Source organism: Nocardioides sp. (assembly GCF_025964975.1).
Classification (GTDB): Bacteria; Actinomycetota; Actinomycetes; order Propionibacteriales; family Nocardioidaceae; genus Nocardioides.
Window position 1 is genome coordinate 1 of the sequence record NZ_JAOPXV010000125.1, and the last position, 18532, is coordinate 18532.

General features: G+C 70.0%; 17 protein-coding genes. 14 read left to right on the forward strand and 3 right to left on the reverse strand.

The genetic code is table 11. The features are described 5' to 3' along the window. The 14 genes from JWN68_RS09105 to JWN68_RS09170 all read left to right on the forward strand — a co-directional run. The coding region (locus JWN68_RS09105) for a molybdopterin-dependent oxidoreductase (RefSeq protein ID WP_297737863.1) at positions 1-2211 on the forward strand (2211 nt) is incomplete at its 5' end. Next, the gene (gene narH, locus JWN68_RS09110; RefSeq protein ID WP_297737866.1) at positions 2211-3872 is read left to right on the forward strand and encodes a nitrate reductase subunit beta; all 1662 of its coding nucleotides are present in this window, start codon (positions 2211-2213) and stop codon (positions 3870-3872) included. The genes JWN68_RS09105 and narH, both read left to right, overlap by 1 nt. Then, entirely contained in the window at positions 3869-4582 is a 714-nt protein-coding gene (gene narJ / locus JWN68_RS09115) for a nitrate reductase molybdenum cofactor assembly chaperone (RefSeq protein ID WP_297737868.1), read from the forward strand. Before narH ends, narJ begins: the two co-directional genes overlap by 4 nt. Beyond that, positions 4582-5310 (forward strand): respiratory nitrate reductase subunit gamma, encoded by a 729-nt coding sequence (gene narI / locus JWN68_RS09120; protein ID WP_297737870.1) that lies wholly within the window; start codon positions 4582-4584, stop codon positions 5308-5310. Before narJ ends, narI begins: the two co-directional genes overlap by 1 nt. Before the next feature lie 28 nt (positions 5311-5338). After that, the gene (locus JWN68_RS09125) at positions 5339-5785 is read left to right on the forward strand and encodes a hemerythrin domain-containing protein (RefSeq protein WP_297737873.1); all 447 of its coding nucleotides are present in this window, start codon (positions 5339-5341) and stop codon (positions 5783-5785) included. Next, positions 5782-6114 carry a cupin domain-containing protein gene (locus JWN68_RS09130; RefSeq protein ID WP_297737876.1) on the forward strand — a complete coding sequence of 111 codons (333 nt, stop codon included), beginning with the start codon at positions 5782-5784 and terminating at the stop codon, positions 6112-6114. Before JWN68_RS09125 ends, JWN68_RS09130 begins: the two co-directional genes overlap by 4 nt. Further along, entirely contained in the window at positions 6107-7687 is a 1581-nt protein-coding gene (locus JWN68_RS09135) for a GAF domain-containing sensor histidine kinase (protein ID WP_297737879.1), read from the forward strand. Before JWN68_RS09130 ends, JWN68_RS09135 begins: the two co-directional genes overlap by 8 nt. A 68-nt stretch (positions 7688-7755) precedes the next feature. Then, positions 7756-8754, forward strand: coding sequence for an iron ABC transporter substrate-binding protein (locus tag JWN68_RS09140; protein ID WP_297737881.1), 999 nt, complete (start codon positions 7756-7758; stop codon positions 8752-8754). A 110-nt stretch (positions 8755-8864) separates the two neighbouring features. Further along, positions 8865-10337, forward strand: a complete 1473-nt coding sequence (locus JWN68_RS09145; RefSeq protein WP_297738011.1) for an iron ABC transporter permease — start codon at positions 8865-8867, stop codon at positions 10335-10337. Then, entirely contained in the window at positions 10334-11437 is a 1104-nt protein-coding gene (locus JWN68_RS09150) for an ABC transporter ATP-binding protein (RefSeq protein WP_297737884.1), read from the forward strand. Before JWN68_RS09145 ends, JWN68_RS09150 begins: the two co-directional genes overlap by 4 nt. Next, positions 11434-13890, forward strand: a complete 2457-nt coding sequence (locus JWN68_RS09155; RefSeq protein WP_297737887.1) for an AMP-binding protein — start codon at positions 11434-11436, stop codon at positions 13888-13890. The genes JWN68_RS09150 and JWN68_RS09155 overlap by 4 nt, the downstream gene beginning before the upstream one ends. Positions 13891-14122: 232 nt before the next feature. Then, positions 14123-14407: a hypothetical protein gene (locus JWN68_RS09160; RefSeq protein ID WP_297737890.1), complete on the forward strand. Its 285-nt coding sequence runs from the start codon at positions 14123-14125 to the stop codon at positions 14405-14407. Between the two features lie 137 nt (positions 14408-14544). Beyond that, positions 14545-14880, forward strand: a complete 336-nt coding sequence (locus JWN68_RS09165) for a metalloregulator ArsR/SmtB family transcription factor (RefSeq protein ID WP_297737893.1) — start codon at positions 14545-14547, stop codon at positions 14878-14880. A 1-nt stretch (position 14881) separates the two neighbouring features. Further along, complete coding sequence (locus JWN68_RS09170) at positions 14882-15550, forward strand: cation transporter (protein ID WP_297737896.1); 669 nt, start codon at positions 14882-14884, stop codon at positions 15548-15550. A gap of 129 nt (positions 15551-15679) precedes the next feature. On the opposite strand, the gene JWN68_RS09175 is transcribed toward JWN68_RS09170, so the two are convergent. The 3 genes from JWN68_RS09175 to paaZ form a co-directional block, all read right to left on the reverse strand. Next, positions 15680-15892, reverse strand: coding sequence for a helix-turn-helix domain-containing protein (locus JWN68_RS09175; protein WP_297737899.1), 213 nt, complete (start codon positions 15890-15892; stop codon positions 15680-15682). Continuing rightward, entirely contained in the window at positions 15889-16293 is a 405-nt protein-coding gene (locus tag JWN68_RS09180; protein WP_297737902.1) for a VOC family protein, read from the reverse strand. The genes JWN68_RS09175 and JWN68_RS09180 overlap by 4 nt, the downstream gene beginning before the upstream one ends. Positions 16294-16445: 152 nt before the next feature. Then, entirely contained in the window at positions 16446-18515 is a 2070-nt protein-coding gene (gene paaZ / locus JWN68_RS09185) for a phenylacetic acid degradation bifunctional protein PaaZ (protein WP_297737904.1), read from the reverse strand. Positions 18516-18532: the final 17 nt, after the last annotated feature.

Below are 18532 nucleotides of genomic sequence, written 5' to 3' on the forward strand. Positions count from 1 at the left end.
GACGCCTCAGCGCCGTACACCCCGGCCTGGCAGGAGGCCATCACCGGCGTCCCGGCGCAGGCAGCCGCGCGGATCGCCCGCGAGTTCGCCCAGAACTCCGAGGAGTCCAAGGGCCGCTCGATGATCCTGATGGGCGCCGGCACCAACCACTGGTTCCACTCCGACACGATCTACCGCGGCTTCCTCGGCCTGACCACGCTCACCGGCTGCCAGGGCGTCAACGGTGGCGGCTGGGCGCACTACGTCGGGCAGGAGAAGTGCCGGCCGGTGACCGGCTGGGCCCAGCTCGCCTTCGGTCTCGACTGGACCCGTCCGCCGCGGCAGATGATCCACACCGCCTACTGGTACCTCCACACCAACCAGTTCCGCTACGACACCTTCGGTGCGGACACGGTCTCCGCCAGGACGGGCAGCGGTCTGCTGGCCGGCATGAGCACAGCCGACGTCATCGCCAAGAGCGCACGCATGGGCTGGATGCCGTCCTACCCGACCTTCAACCGCAACCCGCTGGACCTCGCGGACGAGGCGGCGACCGCCGGCCGGCCCGTGGCGGACCACGTGGTCGAGCAGCTGAAGTCGGGTGACCTGCGCTTCGCTGCCGAGGACCCGGACTCGCCGGAGAACTTCCCGCGCGTGCTGGCGATCTGGCGGGCCAACCTCCTGGGCTCGTCGGGCAAGGGCAACGAGTACTTCCTCAAGCACCTGCTCGGCACCGACAACTCGCTGCGGGCGGGCGAGGCTGACGAGAGCCAGCGTCCCCAGGAGATCGAGTGGCACGACGAGGCACCCGAGGGGAAACTCGACCTGCTCCTCACCCTCGACTTCCGGCAGACCAGCACGACGATCTTCTCCGACGTCGTCCTGCCCGCGGCCACGTGGTACGAGAAGCACGACCTCAACACCACCGACATGCACCCGTTCATCCACTCCTTCAACCCGGCGATCGCGCCGCCGTGGCAGACGCGCACCGACTGGGACGCCTGGCAGACGATCGCCACCAAGTTCAGCGAGCTCGCGGCCGGTCGCCTCGACACCCGGACGGACGTCGTCGCCGTACCCCTGCTGCACGACACCCCCGACGCGATGGCCAACCCCCACGGCGTCGTCCGCGACTGGAAGCACGGCGAGTGCGAGCCGGTGCCGGGTGTGACGATGCCCAAGATCGTGGAGGTGGAGCGCGACTTCACCGCGGTCGGCGACAAGATGCAGGCCCTCGGGCCGCTGCTGGAGAAGCTCGGCACCACGACCAAGGGCGTCACCTACGACGTCACCAAGGCGGTCGACTACCTCTTGCACAAGAACGGACCGGTGCGGGGCGGAGCGGCCGCGGGTCGGCCCACGCTGGCCCGGGACGTCGACGCCTGCGAGGCGATCCTGGCGCTGTCCGGGACGACCAACGGGCACCTCGCCACCCAGGGCTTCAAGACCCTGGAGAAGCGGACCGGCACGCTGCTGCACGACCTCGCGTCCGAGCACGAGGGCAAGCAGATCACCTTCGCCGACACGGTCGCCGCGCCCGTGCCGGTGATCACCTCGCCGGAGTGGTCAGGGTCGGAGACCGGTGGTCGGCGCTACTCGCCGTTCACCATCAACGTCGAGCGGCTCAAGCCCTGGCACACCCTGACCGGACGCCAGCACTTCTACCTCGACCACGACTGGATGACCGAGCTCGGCGAGAGCCTGCCGATCTACCGGCCACCGCTCAACATGGGCGCCCTCTTCAGCGAGCCGGAGATCGGCGACGTCGGGGAGCTCGGGGTCACTGTCAGATACCTGACGCCCCACAACAAGTGGTCGATCCACTCCGAGTACCAGGACAACCTGTTCATGCTCTCGCTCTCACGCGGGGGCCAGACGATCTGGATGAGCGACCGCGACGCCGCCAAGGTCGGCGTCGTCGACAACGACTGGATCGAGGCGGTCAACCGCAACGGCGTCGTCGTGGCCCGCGCGATCGTCTCCCACCGCATGCCCGAAGGGACCGTCTACATGCACCACGCACAGGACCGGCTCATCGACGTCCCGCTCGCGGAGACGTCAGGAAAGCGGGGCGGCATCCACAACTCGCTGACCCGCATCCTGGTCAAGCCGAGCCACGTCATCGGCGGGTACGCCCAGCTGACGTTCGCCTTCAACTACCTGGGGCCCACGGGCAACCAGCGCGACGAGGTCACCGTCATCCGCAAGCGTTCGCAGGACGTGACCTACTGATGAAGGTCATGGCGCAGATGGCGATGGTGATGAATCTCGACAAGTGCATCGGGTGCCACACCTGCTCGGTGACGTGCAAGCAGGCGTGGACCAACCGCACGGGCACGGAGTACGTCTGGTTCAACAACGTGGAGACCCGACCGGGCCAGGGCTACCCCCGCACGTACGAGGACCAGGAGAAGTGGAAGGGCGGCTGGCAGCTCAACAAGGCCGGCCGGCTCAAGCTCAAGGGTGGCGGGCGTTTCAAGAAGCTCGCCACGATCTTCTCCAACCCCAAGATGCCCTCGATCCAGGACTACTACGAGCCGTGGACCTACGACTACGCCACGCTGACCGACGCCCCCGCCCAGGAGCACACGCCGGTCGCCCGGCCCAAGTCCCTGCTCACGGGCAAGAACATGAAGATCACCTGGTCCTCCAACTGGGACGACAACCTCGGCGGCTCGGCAGCGACCCTGGAGCACGACCCGATGCTGAAGAAGATTGCCGACAAGGTGAAGTTCGAGTTCGAGCAGACCTTCATGTTCTACCTGCCGCGGATCTGCGAGCACTGCCTCAACCCGTCGTGTGCCGCGTCGTGCCCCAGCGGGGCGATCTACAAGCGCGAGGAGGACGGCATCGTCCTCGTCGACCAGGACAAGTGCCGTGGCTGGCGCATGTGCATCTCTGGCTGCCCCTACAAGAAGATCTACTTCAACCACAAGACCGGCAAGGCCGAGAAGTGCACGTTCTGCTTCCCGCGGATCGAGGTCGGGCTGCCCACGGTCTGCGCCGAGACGTGCGTCGGCCGCCTGCGCTACATCGGCCTCATGCTCTACGACGCGGACAAGGTGCTGGCAGCTGCCACCACCGAGGACGAGCACGGCCTCTACGAGGCGCAGCGCGAGGTCTTCCTCGACCCCGACGACCCGGAGGTCCAGCGCGCGGCGGAGGCCGCAGGCATCCCGCGTGACTGGGTGCAGGCAGCCCAGCGCTCGCCGATCTACGCATTGAACAACCGGTTCAAGGTGGCACTGCCGCAGCACCCGGAATACCGGACGATGCCGATGGTCTGGTACATCCCGCCGCTCTCGCCGGTCGTCGACGTGGTCAAGGACACCGGCTACGACGCGGAGGACAAGGGCAACCTGTTCGCCGCCATCGACGCGCTCCGCATCCCCATCGAGTATCTCGCCGAGCTGTTCACCGCAGGCGAGGTCGCGCCGGTCGACCTGGTGCTCAAGAAGCTGGCCGCGATGCGCTCCTACATGCGCGACATCAACATGGGGCGCGAGCCGGACGGCTCGATCCCCGCGGCCGTGGGCATGACCGAGGAGGAGATGTACGACATGTACCGCCTCCTGGCGATCGCGAAGTACGACGACCGCTACGTCATCCCGCCGGCGCACGCCGAGCAGGCCCACTCGCTGGAGGAGCTGGGCACCGAGTGCTCGGTCTCCGAGTACGACGGCGGACAACAGGGCCTCTTCGGCGAGGGATCGGGTGTGCCGACGCCGATCGCGGTGGAGAACTTCCAGATGCTGCAGGACCGGCAGACCGCCGATTCCCTGGCCTCCCCGGCTGACAAGTCGTTGCGGGTGAACCTGCTCAACTGGGACGGCAAGGGTGCGCCGGAGGGCCTGTTCCCGCGCCGGTCCGAGGACGAGGAGAAGACCCCGTGAGCCGCACCCTGACCGGTCGGCGCCGCGTCGCCGAGCTCACCGAGCGTCAGCTCACGGTGGCCTGGCAGGCCGCGTCCCTGCTCCTGAACTATCCCGACGAGCAGCTGGTGGGGCGGCTCGACCTGATCCGGCGCGGCTCCTCGGAGCTGCCCGACCGGATCGGGGACCCCCTACGTGCCTGCGCGGATCGTCTCGGGGAGGCGAGCCTGACGGAGCTGGAGAGCGACTACGTCGTCACCTTCGACGAGCGCCGCAAGCACAACCTGTTCTTGACCTACTTCGCCCACGGCGACACCCGCAAGCGCGGGATGGCGCTGCTCCGCTTCAAGCAGACCTACCTCGCATCGGGCTTCGAGCTGACGGACACCGAGCTGCCCGACCACCTGTGCGTCGTCCTCGAGTACGCCGCAACCATCGACCACGACCGCGGACGACAACTGCTGCTGGACCACCGTGCCGGCCTCGAGATGCTCCGCATCGGGCTCGCCGAGTCCGCCTCGCCCTGGGCCGGCGCCGTCGAGGCGGTCACCGCCACGCTGCCTCCGCTGCAGGGCGACGAGTGGGAAGCGGTCCGTCGGCTCGCCGCCGCCGGGCCCCCCGAGGAGGAGGTCGGGCTCACGCCGTACGCCACGCCTGCCTTCGACCCGGGACCGTCACGCCCGGACGGCCCCACCGCACTGCCGATGCCGACCTTGCGAGGGAACCGCTGATGGACATCTTCCTGTGGGTGATCGTGCCCTACCTGTGCCTGACGACCTTCGTGGTCGGGCACTTCTGGCGCTACCGCTACGACAAGTTCGGCTGGACGACCCGGTCGTCCCAGCTGTACGAGGACCGGTTGCTGCGGTGGGGGAGCCCGTTGTTCCACTTCGGCATGCTCGGCGTCGTCGGCGGTCATGTCATCGGGCTGCTGATCCCGCGGTCCTGGACCGCGGCCGTCGGGATGGGCGATCACCTCTACCACTACGTCGCCGTGATCGGCGGGCTGCTGGCCGGGGTGATGACGGTCGTCGGGATGGCCATCCTGATCTACCGCCGTCGCACCGTCGGGCCGGTCTTCTCGGCCACCACGGTCATGGACAAGGTGATGTACCTCTTCCTGGCGCTGGCCATCGTGCTGGGGATGTGGAACACCGTCGCCGGCTCCATCTTCACCATCGGCGGCGAGTACAACTACCGCGAAGGAGTGTCGGTCTGGTTCAGGTCGTTCCTGGCCTTCCAGCCGGACGCCTCGCTGATGGGGGAGGCCCCGATCGGGTTCAAGCTGCACGCGCTGGTCGCCTTCTCTCTCTTCGCCCTGTGGCCCTTCACCCGGCTGGTGCACGTCTTCAGTGCACCCCTGGGCTACCTCACCCGGCCCTACATCGTGTACCGCAGTCGTGACGACTCCGGGCTGGGCAGCCACGCCCCCCGCCGCGGGTGGGATCGGGTCGGCTGACGTGTGTGGTCACTGCGGTTGTCACGAGGTGGACGCGATCACCGAGCTGCGCGACGAGCACGTCGCGCTCACGCAGACAGCGGACGAGGTACGCCGCGCACTGCGCGACGGCGACCGGCCGACGGTGCTCGTCCACCTGACCGGACTCGTCTCGTCCCTGTCCCGGCACGTGGAACGCGAAGAAGCAGGGATCTTCACGGCGCTGCGAGAACACGGTGAGTTCGCCGAGGAGGTGGCGTCCCTGGAGGGCGAGCACGTGTCGCTCGACACCGCGATCGCGGCCCTCGACCCGGAGGGCGACGGCTTCGACGACGCGGTGTCACGCCTGCTCGACGAGCTCGACGTGCACATCGAGCGGGAGGACCTGGGCATCTTCCCCGTCTCGGTGGTGACGCTCGGCGCCTCGGGTTGGGAGACTGTGGAGCGCGCGCACGCCGACCATCCGAGCAACCTGTCCGAAAGGACCACCAGATGAAGTCCTCGTCCCTCACGCAGCTCGTCGACGAGCAGCTCCACAAGGCCCGCGGCGCAAGCAGTGGACGCGGAGCTGTGACCGTCCATGGCCGACAGGAGCACGACCTGCGGCAGACCGTGATCGCGCTTGCAGACGGACGGTCACTGGGGGAGCACGAGTCGCCGGGGGAGGCAACGCTCCAGGTGCTCCGAGGCAAGGTCCGCCTGACATCAGGTGACGAGAGCTGGGAGGGCGTCGAAGGGGATCACCTCATCATCCCCCAGGACCGGCACGACCTCACGGCCCTGAGCGACGCGGCCGTCCTCCTCACCGTGGCCACGCGTGCCTGAGCGCCTCTCCGCCGACCTCACCGGCCCGGCGCAGACACTGCTCGACGCGGTCACGGCGATCTCGTCGGACCTCGACCTGCGCCGCGTCCTGACCCGGATCGTCGAGGCAGCCACCGAGCTGACGTCGGCGCAGTACGGCGCACTCGGCGTGATCGGCTCCGATGGCCTCCTGCTCACCGAGTTCGTCACGACCGGGGTCGACCCGGTCACGCACCAGCTGATCGGGGAGCTGCCGCACGGGCGGGGGATCCTGGGACTCCTGATCAAGGAGCCCCGGCCGCTCCGGTTGCACGACCTGAACGCCCACCCGCAGGCGGCCGGGTTCCCGCCGAACCACCCGCCGATGTCGAGCTTCCTCGGGGTGCCCGTCCGGATCCGGGGCACCGTCTTCGGCAACCTCTACCTCACCGAGAAGGCGGACGGCGGCGACTTCACCGAGCAGGACGAGCAGCTGGTGGAGGCGCTCGCCCGCGCGGCGGGGTTCGTGATCGAGAACGCTCGCGCCTACGGCATGAGCGAACGACGGCGACAGTGGCTCGAGGCCACGTCGGAGCTGTCGGAGGCCCTGCAGCCGCCGGTCGACCTCGACCGCGCACTCCGGAGGATTACGGCGACCGCGCGCACCGTGGCGGGAGCCCGGGCGACCGCGTTGCTCAGCTGGGGCGACGACGTCGAGGTCCTGGCCACCAGCCTCGATCCGGACGAGGACGCCGAGCGGGTCAACGCAGCGCTGGACGAGGTCGCCGCCACGACGGTGCTGGCCGAGAGTCGGGAGCTCAGCGAGATGCCAGTGGGGGGTTTCGCCGGCCTGGTGATCCCGCTGCGGGTCCACCTCGGCGGCGCCGGTGTGCTTATCGCCCTGTTCGACCCGTCCGCCTCGAAGCACGAGATCGAGGAGCGTGAGCTCCTGGCGTCCTTCGCCGACCAGGCCGGACTCGCCCTCGACCGTGCCCAGGCCGTGGCCGACCGGGCGGAGCTCGCGGTCATCTCCGACCGGGAGCGGATCGCCCGTGACCTGCACGACGTCGTCATCCAGCGGCTGTTCGCCACCGGCCTGCAGCTCCAAGGGATCTCGATGCTCGCCGGGGGCTCCGAGGTGGCAGAGCGCCTCGAGCAGGCCGTGGACGCCCTCGATCTCACCATCAAGGACATCCGCGGCACGATCTTCGAGCTCCAGCACCGGCAGGGCGCCTCGCTCCGGCAGGAGATCCGGACCCTGGTCCGCGACTATGTCCCCGTCCTCGGCTTCGCGCCGACAGTGCGCACGCTGGGTCCCGTCGACTCGGCGGTCCCACAGGACATCAGCGCGCACCTCATCGCAGTCCTGCGCGAGGCGGTGTCCAACGTGGCGCGCCACGCGCTCGCCGACCGCGCGGAGGTGGAGCTCGAGGTCACCGACCACGAGCTCGTCCTCACCGTGTCCGACGACGGGAGCGGCATGCCCCCCGATCGGGCCGAGAGCGGACTTCGCAACGTCCGTCGTCGCGCCACCGAGCTGGGCGGGACCATGCACCTGCGGCCCAACCAGCCCCGGGGCACCGTCCTGGTGTGGCGCGTTCCACTGACGCGTTGAAGCCGCCGAGGAGGTCAGTCGACCCGATTGCAGTATGGTTAGCCTGACCTAACTACGAAAGGCTGTCCATGAAGCGCGTCCCTGCTCTGGCGGGTGTTCTCCTGCTGGGTCTCCTCACCGCGGGCTGCGGCTCCGACGAGCCGAAGCTGGTCGTCTACAACGCCCAGCACGAGCCGTTGCTGGCCGAGCTGGCGCCCGCCTTCACCGAGGCCACCGGTATCGAGGTCGAGCTGCGCAACGGCAAGGACCTCGAGATGTCCAACCAGCTCGTGCAGGAGGGCGATGCCTCGCCCGCCGACGTCTTCCTGACCGAGAACTCCCCCGCGATGTCGCAGGTGGAGGCGGCAGGGCTCTTCGAGGAGCTTCCCGCCGACCTCGTCGCGCCGATCCCGGAGCAGTTCCGGCCACGCAGCGGTCTGTGGACCGGCTTCGTGGCCCGGTCGACCGTGCTGGTCTACAACACCGACCAGGTGCAGGCCTCCGATCTGCCCGCCTCGATCCTCGACCTCGCCGACCCCGAATGGGCGGGCCGCATCTCGTTCTCACCGACGGGCGCCGACTTCCAGGCCATCGTCGCCGCCGTGCTGGAGCTCGAGGGCGAGGACGCCACGCGCGCCTGGCTCGAGGGGATCAAGGCCAACGGCACCGCCTACGACGGCAACAACGTCGTGCTGGAGGCCGTCGACTCGGGCGAGTCCGAGGTCGGCATCGTCTACCACTACTACTGGGAGCGCGACCGCGCCGAGAACGGCGACGTCAGCGACAACAGTGAGCAGTACTACTTCGGTGACCAGGACCCCGGCGCCTTCGTGAGCGTGTCGGGCGCTGGGATCCTGGCGTCCAGCGACATGAAGTCCGAGGCGGAGCAGTTCGTCGAGTTCCTCGTGGACGAGCAGGGGCAGCAGGTGCTCGCCGACAGCTATGCCCTCGAGTACCCGCTCAACCCGGCCGTCCAGCTCGAGCCGCCGGTCAAGCCCTTCAGCGAGCTGCAGCCGCCCCGGGTCAACGTCTCCGACCTCGACGCGAAGCGCGTGGTGGAGCTGATGACCGAGATCGGCTTCCTCTGAGCATCGTCGAAGCACCCGCGTCGCCCCGCAGATCGCCAGGTCGTGGCTCTGCGGGTCCGGCGCCGACCGCTCTTCTCTGGGCGGGGGGCCTGATCGCCGCCGTGTCCCTGATGCCCCTCGGCTACGTCCTCGTCACCACAGCCCAGCTCGGGGCAGGTGAGGCCGCTGCGTTCCTCTGGCGCCCACGGGTGGGTGAGCTCCTGTGGAACACCGTGCGCCTGCTGGTCACCGGGGTCGCGTGCTGCCTGCTGATCGGCCTGGCGGGCGCGTGGGTCGTGGAGCGTACCGACCTGCGGGGGCGCGGCTGGTGGCACGCCCTCATGTGCGCGCCGCTGGCGGTGCCGGCCTTCGTCAACGGCTACGGCTGGGTCTCGACCACCCACGCCGTCCAGTCCTTCGCAGGCGCGGTGATGGTGACGACCCTGTCCTACTTCCCCTTCGTCTACCTGCCGACCGTGGCCGCGATGCGTCGACTCGACCCCGCGGTGGAGGAGGTGGCGACCTCCCTGGGTCACGGGCCATGGCGCGTCTTCTGGTGGGTCACCCTGCCTGCGATCAGCCCTGCCGTTCTCGGGGGTGCCCTGCTCGTCGGGCTGCACCTGCTGGCCGAGTACGGCGCCCTGCAGCTGCTCAACTACCCGACCCTGACGACCGCGATCCTCCAGCAGTACGCCACCGTCTTCAACGGTCCCGCTGCCACCCTGCTGGCCCTGGTGCTGGTGCTCTTCTGCCTCCTGCTGCTGCTGCTCGAACACCTGCTGCGTGGTCGCCGACCGCTGGCGCGCGTCGGCTCCGGCGCCAGCCGTTCAGCGGTTTGCGTGCCGCTGGGCAGGCACCGGCACACCGTCGCCATCGCTCTCGCACTGCTGGCCGTGTGGTCGCTGGCAGTGCCGCTCGTCAGTCTCGTGCGGTGGCTGGTCAAGGGCACCTCGGCCGGGATCGACGTCGCGGAGCTGATCGGTGCGATCGGCACCACCCTCGGGCTCGGTGCCGCCGGCGGCCTGCTGGCCACGGTGACCGCAGTGCCGGTCGTCTGGCTGGCCGTGCGCCACCGCAGCGCACTGAGCATGTTCGTGGAGCGGAGCGTCTACACAGCCAGTGCCATGCCCGGCATCGTGATCGGGCTGGCGCTCGTCACGATCTCGATCCGCGTGATGCCCAGCCTCTATCAGACCGTGGTCGTCCTGCTGGTCGGCTACACGGTGCTGTTCCTGCCCCGCGCGGTGGTGAGCCTCCGCGGCACCGTCGAGCTCATCCCGGCCTCCCTCGACGACGTCGCTCGCAGCCTGGGCTGTCGCGGGTCCGAGGTGATGCGGCGGGTCACGCTGCCGCTGGCACTGCCGGGCCTGGCGGCGGCGACGGCGCTGGTGGCGCTGGCCGTGTCGACCGAGCTCACCGCGACCCTCCTCCTCGCGCCGACGGGCACCGACACCCTGGCGACGAAGTTCTGGTCCGACGCGTCCTCGGTCGCGTACGGCGCCGCAGCGCCGTACGCCCTTGCCCTGATCATCCTGTCGATCCCGGCGACCTGGCTCCTGGGTCGACTGAGCACCCCCGGCGACCGGACCGAGGTGGCGCGGTGAGCGCGGCACTGGAGGTGCGCGGCCTCGCGGTCGGCTATCCCGGTCGCCCGGTCCTGCGCGGTATCGACCTCACCGTCGCAGGCGGCGTGACCGCCGTTGTCGGGCCCTCCGGCTGCGGCAAGACCACCCTGCTCAGGACGATCGCGGGCTTCCACGCGCCCGACTCGGGCACGATCTCGATCGCCGGCCGCGACGTGGCCGGCCCGGGCCGCGCCGTACCGGCGCGCAGCCGCGGACTGGGCTTCGTGCCGCAGGAGGGTGCACTGTTCCCGCACCTGTCCGTGGCCGCCAACGTGGCCTTCGGGCTGCCGCGCGGCGAGCGGCGCAGCCTGGAGCGTGCCCGCGAGCTGCTGGCCATGGTCGACCTGCCCGTCGAGCTGCTCGACCGCTACCCCCGTGACCTGTCCGGGGGACAGCAGCAGCGCGTCGCGCTGGCCCGCGCACTGGCACCCCGTCCGGCCCTGGTCCTGCTCGACGAACCCTTCTCGTCGCTCGACGCGGGCCTGAGGGAGGGCACCGGACGAGCCGTAGTGGCAGCGCTGCGCAGTGCGGGAGCGAGCGCGCTGATCGTGACCCACGACCAGGGGGAGGCGCTGTCGCTGGCCGACCAGGTCGCGGTGATGATCGAGGGCCGGTTCCTCCAGGTGAGCGCCCCGGCCCAGGTCTACCTCGCTCCGGCCGACCCGCGGGTCGCCTCCTTCATCGGTCACGCCACCCTGCTCCCCGGTGTCGCCACCTCACGCGCGGCAGCCACGTGCGCGCTCGGTGCCCTGCCGTTGAGGACGGCCGTCGCGCCGGGGCCGGTAGAGGTCGCCGTACGCGCCGAGCAGGTGCAGGTGCACCGCGCCGGTGGGCTGGGGGTGGAGGGGGTCGTCGAGGACGTCAGCTTCTACGGCCATGACGCAGCCGCCACTGTCCGCCTCCACGGGGGCGAGCGGATCGCGGCGCGGATCCCCGCGACGGGCGTGCCCGAGTCGGGCGTGCGTGTGCGGGTCGAGGTCCTGGGCGAGGTGGTCGCGTTCTCGACGGCTCCGACACCCACTGACGAGACGGGCCTGTCCGCTGGCGAAGGGACGATGGTCCCGGAGGCGACGGCATGACGATGGTGCCCGACTCCGTCCACCAGCTCCTGCCCTTCGCCGGGGCAGCCGAGGACGTCGCCCTGGTCCAGGACGGCCGGTCCCTCACCTACGCCGGTCTCGCGGCAGCGATCCGCCACGAGGCTGACCGGTTGACCCTGCTCGGTCCGCGCCGCGTGCGGGTGCTCGAGATGCGCAACGACATCGACTCCGTGGTCGCCCTGCTCGGCTCGCTCACCGCCGGTCATCCGGTCGTCGTGGTCGAGGCCGGCAACCCCACGCGGTCGGCCGACATCGAGGCCGCGTACGCCGGAGCGAGCGACCTGCACCCCGACCTCGGCCTGCTGCTGTCCACCTCCGCATCCACCGGGTCGCCCAAGCTCGTACGGCTCTCGCACGACAACATCTGGGCCAACGCGCAGAGCATCGCCGACTACCTCGGTCTGACGGCCGAGGATCGAGCGGTCATGTCCCTGCCCCTGCACTACTGCTACGGACTCTCGGTCCTGACCAGCCACCTGGTCGTGGGCGCCACGGTCGTGCTCACCGACGCGTCGGTGGCCGACGACCGCTTCTGGAGCCTGGCGCGATCGGCTGGAGCCACGAGCTTCGCCGGCGTCCCCTACACGTTCGAGCTCCTCGAGTGCCGGGGCTTCACCGGGGCCGAGCTGCCGACCCTTCGCTACCTCACCCAGGCCGGGGGACGGATGGACCCGGCTCGCGTCCGACGGTTCGCCGCACTCGGACGTGAGCGGGCCTTCGACCTGTTCGTGATGTACGGGCAGACCGAGGCCACGGCGCGGATGGCCTACCTGCCGCCGCACCTCGCGCACGACCGTCCCGAGGCCATCGGCATCCCGGTGCCGGGGGGCGACTTCCGGCTGGCGCCGGTGCCGGGGGCACCCGACGGCGCCGGCGAGCTCGTCTATACCGGACCCAACGTGATGATGGGCTACGCGCACACCGCGGCGGACCTGGCGCGCGGCCCGGAGACGACGACCCTGCACACGGGAGACCTGGCACGCCAGGCCGATGACGGGCTCTGGGAGATCTGCGGGCGCCTGGACCGCCATGCCAAGGTCCTGGGGCTGCGCCTCGACCTTGCACGGCTCGAGGCACGGATGCCCGTGGCGACGGCCGTCGTCGTCGACGCCGACGCCGTGCACGCCTTCGTCACGGCTTCGAGGATGACCGAGCGCGTACGCCGCGAGCTGAGTGCCCTGTCGGGCCTGCCAGGCCACCTCGTGCGGGTGCACGAGATCGAGACGCTGCCGACGAACAGTCGGGGCAAGACCGACTACGCGCTCCTCGCTGCCCACGCGTCGGCGAGCGCCACCGCGACCCTCGACGACCAGCACGAGCAGACCATGGAGTCCGCCAGCCCGGAGGCGTTGCGCAACCTGTTCGCCGTGGTCCTGGGTCGCCCGGACGCGGACCTCGACCACACCTTTGCCGACCTCGGCGGGGACTCGCTGTCCTTCGTCGAGGTCTCGACCCAGCTCGCCCACCGGCTCGGTCATCTCCCGGCCGGCTGGCCGAGGCTCACCCCGCGGCAGCTCGCCGCGACGGCGCGCCCTGGCTCGCGCCGGCTCCTGGCCACCGAACCCGCCGTGGTCCTGCGAGCGCTGGCCATCGTCGCGATCGTGATGTCCCACGCCGACCTGTTCATGGTCATGGGCGGGGCGCACGTGCTCCTGGCCGTGGTGGGCTTCAACCTCGCCAGGCTCTCGCTCCACACGGTCGGGCGGACCGAGCGCGCCAGGCGGCTCGTGGCCAGCACGGCAGGCTTCGCCGTCCCCGCGGCGGTGTGGATCGGCGTCACCGGCACGGTGACCGGTGACTACAGACCCGCGACGGCGCTGTTCCTCAACCAGGCCGTGGGCGGGCCGACCTGGACCGCGGACTGGCAGTTCTGGTTCCTGGAGGTCGTCGTCTGGTCCACTCTTGGCCTCGCGGCGCTGGTGCTGCTCCCGGTCCTCGACCGCGGCCTGCGACAACGGCCTTTCGCGGTCGCCGTGGGCGTCCTGGGATGTGCGCTCGCGGTGCGCTACCTCGCCGTGGGACTCGCGGCCGGCGGTACCGACAAGTACACCCTGCTCGGAACGGTGTGGTGCATCGCCATCGGGTGGGCGGCGGCCGAAGCCCGGACGCGACGACAGCGGTATCTGGTGGCCGCGGCGATCGTGGTCGGAGCCGCTGGCTACTTCTCCGACGACCTTTCGCGAACTGCCGTGCTCGTCGCGGGCATGCTGGTCCTGTTGGCCCCCGGGAACGTGCGCCTGCCCCGGCACCTCTCGCGGTCCCTCCACCTGGTCGCCGGGGCGTCGCTGTGGATCTACCTCACCCACTGGCAGGTCTATCCCGGGCTCGAGGCCGCTGGTCACCCCGTCGCCGCGGTGCTCACGTCGATCGCGGTCGGGCTCCTCGCCCACCGCGCGCACGGGTGGGTCCTCAGCCGGCTCCGTCCCCGCTGACGCGTGGATTGCCCGCCCGGATACCGAACATGGGGACTGGCGTGCACCCGGCGAGGGGAGTAGGCAGGAAGGATCCGGCAGTGCCGTTCCGAGCACTGCGACATCACCAAGGAGCAGCGATGCTGAACGATAGCGCGATCACCGCCAACGTCCCGGTCTCGGACCTTCAACGCGCACGTCGTTTCTACGCCGACACGCTCGGCTCACACCTGCCGATGAGAACCCGGGCGGGTTGGTCTACACGACCAATGGCGGGACGACCTTCTTCCTCTATCAGACCGAGTACGCAGGACAAGCAGGCCACACCATCGCGCAGTGGCACGTCGCCAACGTCGCCAACGTCGCAGACGAGGTACGTGACCTGAAGGTCAGGGGCCTGGAGTTCGAGCACGACGACATGCCAGGCGTCACCTGGGACGGAGACATCGCCCCCATGGAGGGGATGGGCCACGCCGCCTGGTTCAAGGACAGTGAGGGCAACATCATGTGCCTCGACGACTACGCCGCAAGCAGCTGAACGAGAGCGGTTTCCGAGGCGTACAGGCGTACAGCGGGGGCACACCGAGCCCACGACTGGTTGTTGAGCGATCCGCCGACGCGTCCCGCAGGGAGTTCACGCCAGACTGAATACATCATCTGATGTATGATTCGGTCATGAACACGACGGCAGTCTCGCTCGATGCACTGGCCCGCTTCGGCCACGCCCTGTCCGACCCGACCCGGGCGCGCATCCTGATGACGCTGCGCGAGGCGTCCGCGTATCCAGCTGACCTGGCCGACGAGCTCGGGGTCACGCGGCAGTCGATGTCGAACCACCTCGCCTGCTTGCGTGGGTGCGGCCTGGTCGTCGCCGTCCCCGAGGGCCGCCGGAGCCGCTACGAGCTGGCCGACCCCCGTCTGGGCCACGCCCTCCTCGACCTGCACGAGGTCGTCCTGGTCACCGACCCTGAGGCCTGCGCTGCCGCGGACACCCACGCGGTGGGCAGCTGACATGGTCACGTCCCCCCACGCGCACCCGATCGTCTCGGCCCATCGCCGCTCCGCGCTCAACCGGCGCATCCGGTTCCTGGTCGCCTTCACCATCTCCTACAACCTCATCGAGGCCGCAGCCGCGCTCTTCGCAGGAGCGGTCGCCAACTCGAGCGCGTTGATCGGCTTCGGTCTCGGCTCGGTGGTCGAGGTGTCCTCCGCGCTGGCCGTCGCCTGGCAGTTCGCGGCTCCCCGCCCCGGGGAGCGCGAGAAGACAGCGCTGCGGATCATCGCCCTGTCGTTCTTCGGCCTTGCCGCCTTCGTGGTCTACGACGCCCTCCACAGTCTCGTCAGCCAACAGGCGCCGGCGCACTCCACCCTGGGCATCGTCGTCGCGGGGCTCAGCCTGGTGATCATGCCGACGGTCTCGTTGCTCCAGCGACGGACCGGCGAGGAGATCGGGTCGCACTCTGCCGTGGCCGACTCCAAGCAGACCCTGCTGTGTTCCTACATGTCGGCGGTCCTCCTGCTGGGCCTGGCGGCCAACAGCCTGCTCGGCTGGTGGTGGGCCGACCCCGCTGCGGCGCTGGTGATCGCTGCCCTCGCCGTACGCGAAGGAATCAATGCCTGGAACGGCGACGCGTGCTGCTCGGCCGAGGCGTTGTTCGAGAAGGACGGCTGCAAGGACTAGGACGTTGAACATGGCTTCGCCACCAGCGTCAGCACGTCGAACGCCGCTACGGGCGCCCGTCCGCGTCCTGCTCGGCGCCCCAGCGTCCGAGCGCCATGATCGCCTCGCGCAGGGCCAGCCCCCGATCGGTCAGGGCGTAGGCCCGGTGTTGTGCCGCAGAGGGAGGCGGCACACGAGGCCGGCCGTCTCGAGCTCGCGCAGACGGGTCGCGAGCATGTTCGTCGGCACCCCGAGTTCGCGTTGCAGGTCGCCGTAGCGCAGCGGCCCGGCGAGGAGCCGTTCCACGATGAGCAGGGCCCACCGTGCTCCGACGATGTCGAGGGCCGCTGCCAGGTCGCTCACGCGTTCGTGTCGGTGTCCGGCTTCATCCAGAACGGCGAGTAGTGGTAGCCGTCGGGGTCGTCGAACTGGCGCTGGTACATGAAGGGGTAGTCGTCGGTGTCGCCGATACGTCCGCCGGCGACCTTCGCGCGCTCGACGATCTCGTCCACCGCCTCGCGGCTGGCGAGGTCGAACGAGACAGTGACCTTCGAGGGCGTCTCGGGCCCGCCGGTCAGCTCCTCGGCTCCACCCACGCTCGCGTACATCTCACGACTGCCGAGCATGACGTACTGCTCGGGGGCAATCGCGAAGCAGGACACGTTGTGATCGGACATCTCGGCGCTGAGGGCCCGGCCGAGGGCCGTGTAGAAGGAAGTCGCGCGTTCGACGCTCTCGACGGGACACGTGAGGAAGAGGCTCATGGGGAGACACTTGCAAAATGCAAGTGTTCCGTCACGCCCTGGGGCAGACATCGTTCGCGGCGAGATGACCGCCACCTGCGTGAACAGGCCTCACGTCACCGGCCCGGAGCCGGGACCCATCGAGCTGCTCCCCGCCGAGTGACCGGTCAGGACTAGCGAGTCTTCGCCACCAAGGTCAGCACGTCGTACGTCGCAACCGGCTCGTCGGCGCCGTTGGTGACCGTCGCGTCCCACCGGACCTCGCCGTAGTCGGCGTTGGACCGCGGGGTGATCTGCTTGACGGTCAGCTCGACCTTGATGGAGTCGCCGGCCTTGACGGGGGTCAGGAAGCGCAAGCGGTCGACGCCGAAGTTGGCCAGCACCGGGCCCGGGTCGGGATCGACGAACAGTCCGGCCGCGAGCGAGACGACGAGGTAGCCGTGCGCCACGATGCCGCCGAAGAGCGGGTTCTTGGTCGCCGCCTCCTCGTCGGTGTGGGCGTAGAACGCGTCGCCGGTGAAGTCCGCGAAGTGCTCGATGTCGTCGAGGGTGACGAGGCGGCTCCCGCTGCTGATCGTGTCGCCCACGGCCAGCTCGGCGAGGCTCTTGCGGAAGGGGTGCTCGGGGGTCACGGTCCGCGAGGAGCCGGTGATCCACTGCCCGCCGATCGCGGTGAGCATGTCGGGGGAGCCCTGGACGGCCGAGCGCTGCATGTGGTGGAGCACCGCGCGAACGCCGCCGAGCTCCTCGCCGCCGCCGGCGCGCCCCGGCCCGCCGTGCACCAGCACCGGCAGCGGAGAGCCGTGGCCGGTGGACTCGGCGGCACAGGACCGGTCGAGCACCAGCAGGCGCCCGTGCCACGGCGCCAGGCCCCGCGTCAGGGTGCGCGCCACCTCCGCGTCGTGGGTGACGATCGAGCCGACCAGGCTGCCCTGTCCGCGTGCCGCGAGCCGGACTGCGTCGTCGAGGTCGGTGTAGGTGATCACGGTGGCGACGGGTCCGAAGGGCTCGATGTCGTGCGGCTCGCTGGCGCCCGGGTAGGCACGTAGCAGGACGGGGGACATGAAGGCCCCGGTCTCGTGGTCCGCGTCGACCACCTCGACGACGTCGGGGTTGCCGAAGACGATCTCGGCAGAGGCCCGCAGCGCCTGGACGGCCTTGCGGACCTCGTCGCGCTGGGCGAGGCTCGCCAGGGCGCCCATCCGGACGCCCTCGCTGCTCGGGTGGCCGACGGTGATCTTGGCCAGGCGGGCCGAGATGGCGGCGACGACCTCGTCGGCCATGGCCTCGGGCACGATCACCCGTCGGATCGCGGTGCACTTCTGGCCGGCCTTGAGGGTCATCTCGGTGACGACGCCCTTGACGAAGAGCTCGAACTCCGGGTCGTCGGCAGCCACGTCGGTGCCGAGGATCGAGCAGTTGAGGGAGTCGGCCTCGACGCCGAGCTGCACCCCGCCGTGGAGCACCGAGGGGTGCTGGCGCAGGTGTGCGCCGGTCGAGGCGGAGCCGGTGAACGCCACCGAGTCCTGCGGTCCCAGCTCGTCGAGGAGCCCGGCCGGTGACCCGCACAGAAGCTGGAGGGTGCCCTCGGGCAGGAGGCCGGACTCGATGATGCGGCGTACCACCGCCTCGGTGACGTAGGCCGTCTGGCTGGCGGGCTTCACGATCGTCGGCAGTCCGGCGATGAAGGCGGGGGCCAGCTTCTCGAGCATGCCCCACACCGGGAAGTTGAAGGCGTTGATCTGTACGGCGACCCCGGGGCGGGACGTGTAGAGGTGCTGGCCCAGGAAGGTGCCCTCGCGGCCGAGGCGTTCGACCTGTCCGTCGAGCACGACCACGTCGTTGGGCAGCTCGCGGGTGCCCTTGGAGGCGATGGAGAAGACGGTGCCGATACCGCCGTCGATATCGACCATGGAGTCACGCAACGTGGCGCCGCTGCGGGCGGAGAGGGCGTAGAACTCGTCCTTGTGCTCGCCCAGCACCTTGGCCATCGCCTTGAGAGCGGCGGCGCGCTCGTGGAAGGTCATCGACCGCAGCGCCGGCCCGCCCACCTCGCGGGCGTAGGCCGTCATGGCACCGAGGTCGAGACCGGTCGAGGAGATCCGGGCCACCTCCTCGCTGGTGGCAGCGTCGAGGAGCGGCTCGCCCTCGTCGCTCGCGCGGAACCAGGAGCCGCACGCGAAGCTCTCCAGCAGGGGAGCCTGGGACTCGGTCTCGGAGTTCGTTGCAGAAGCGTTGGGCACCGTGTCAGACTATTACC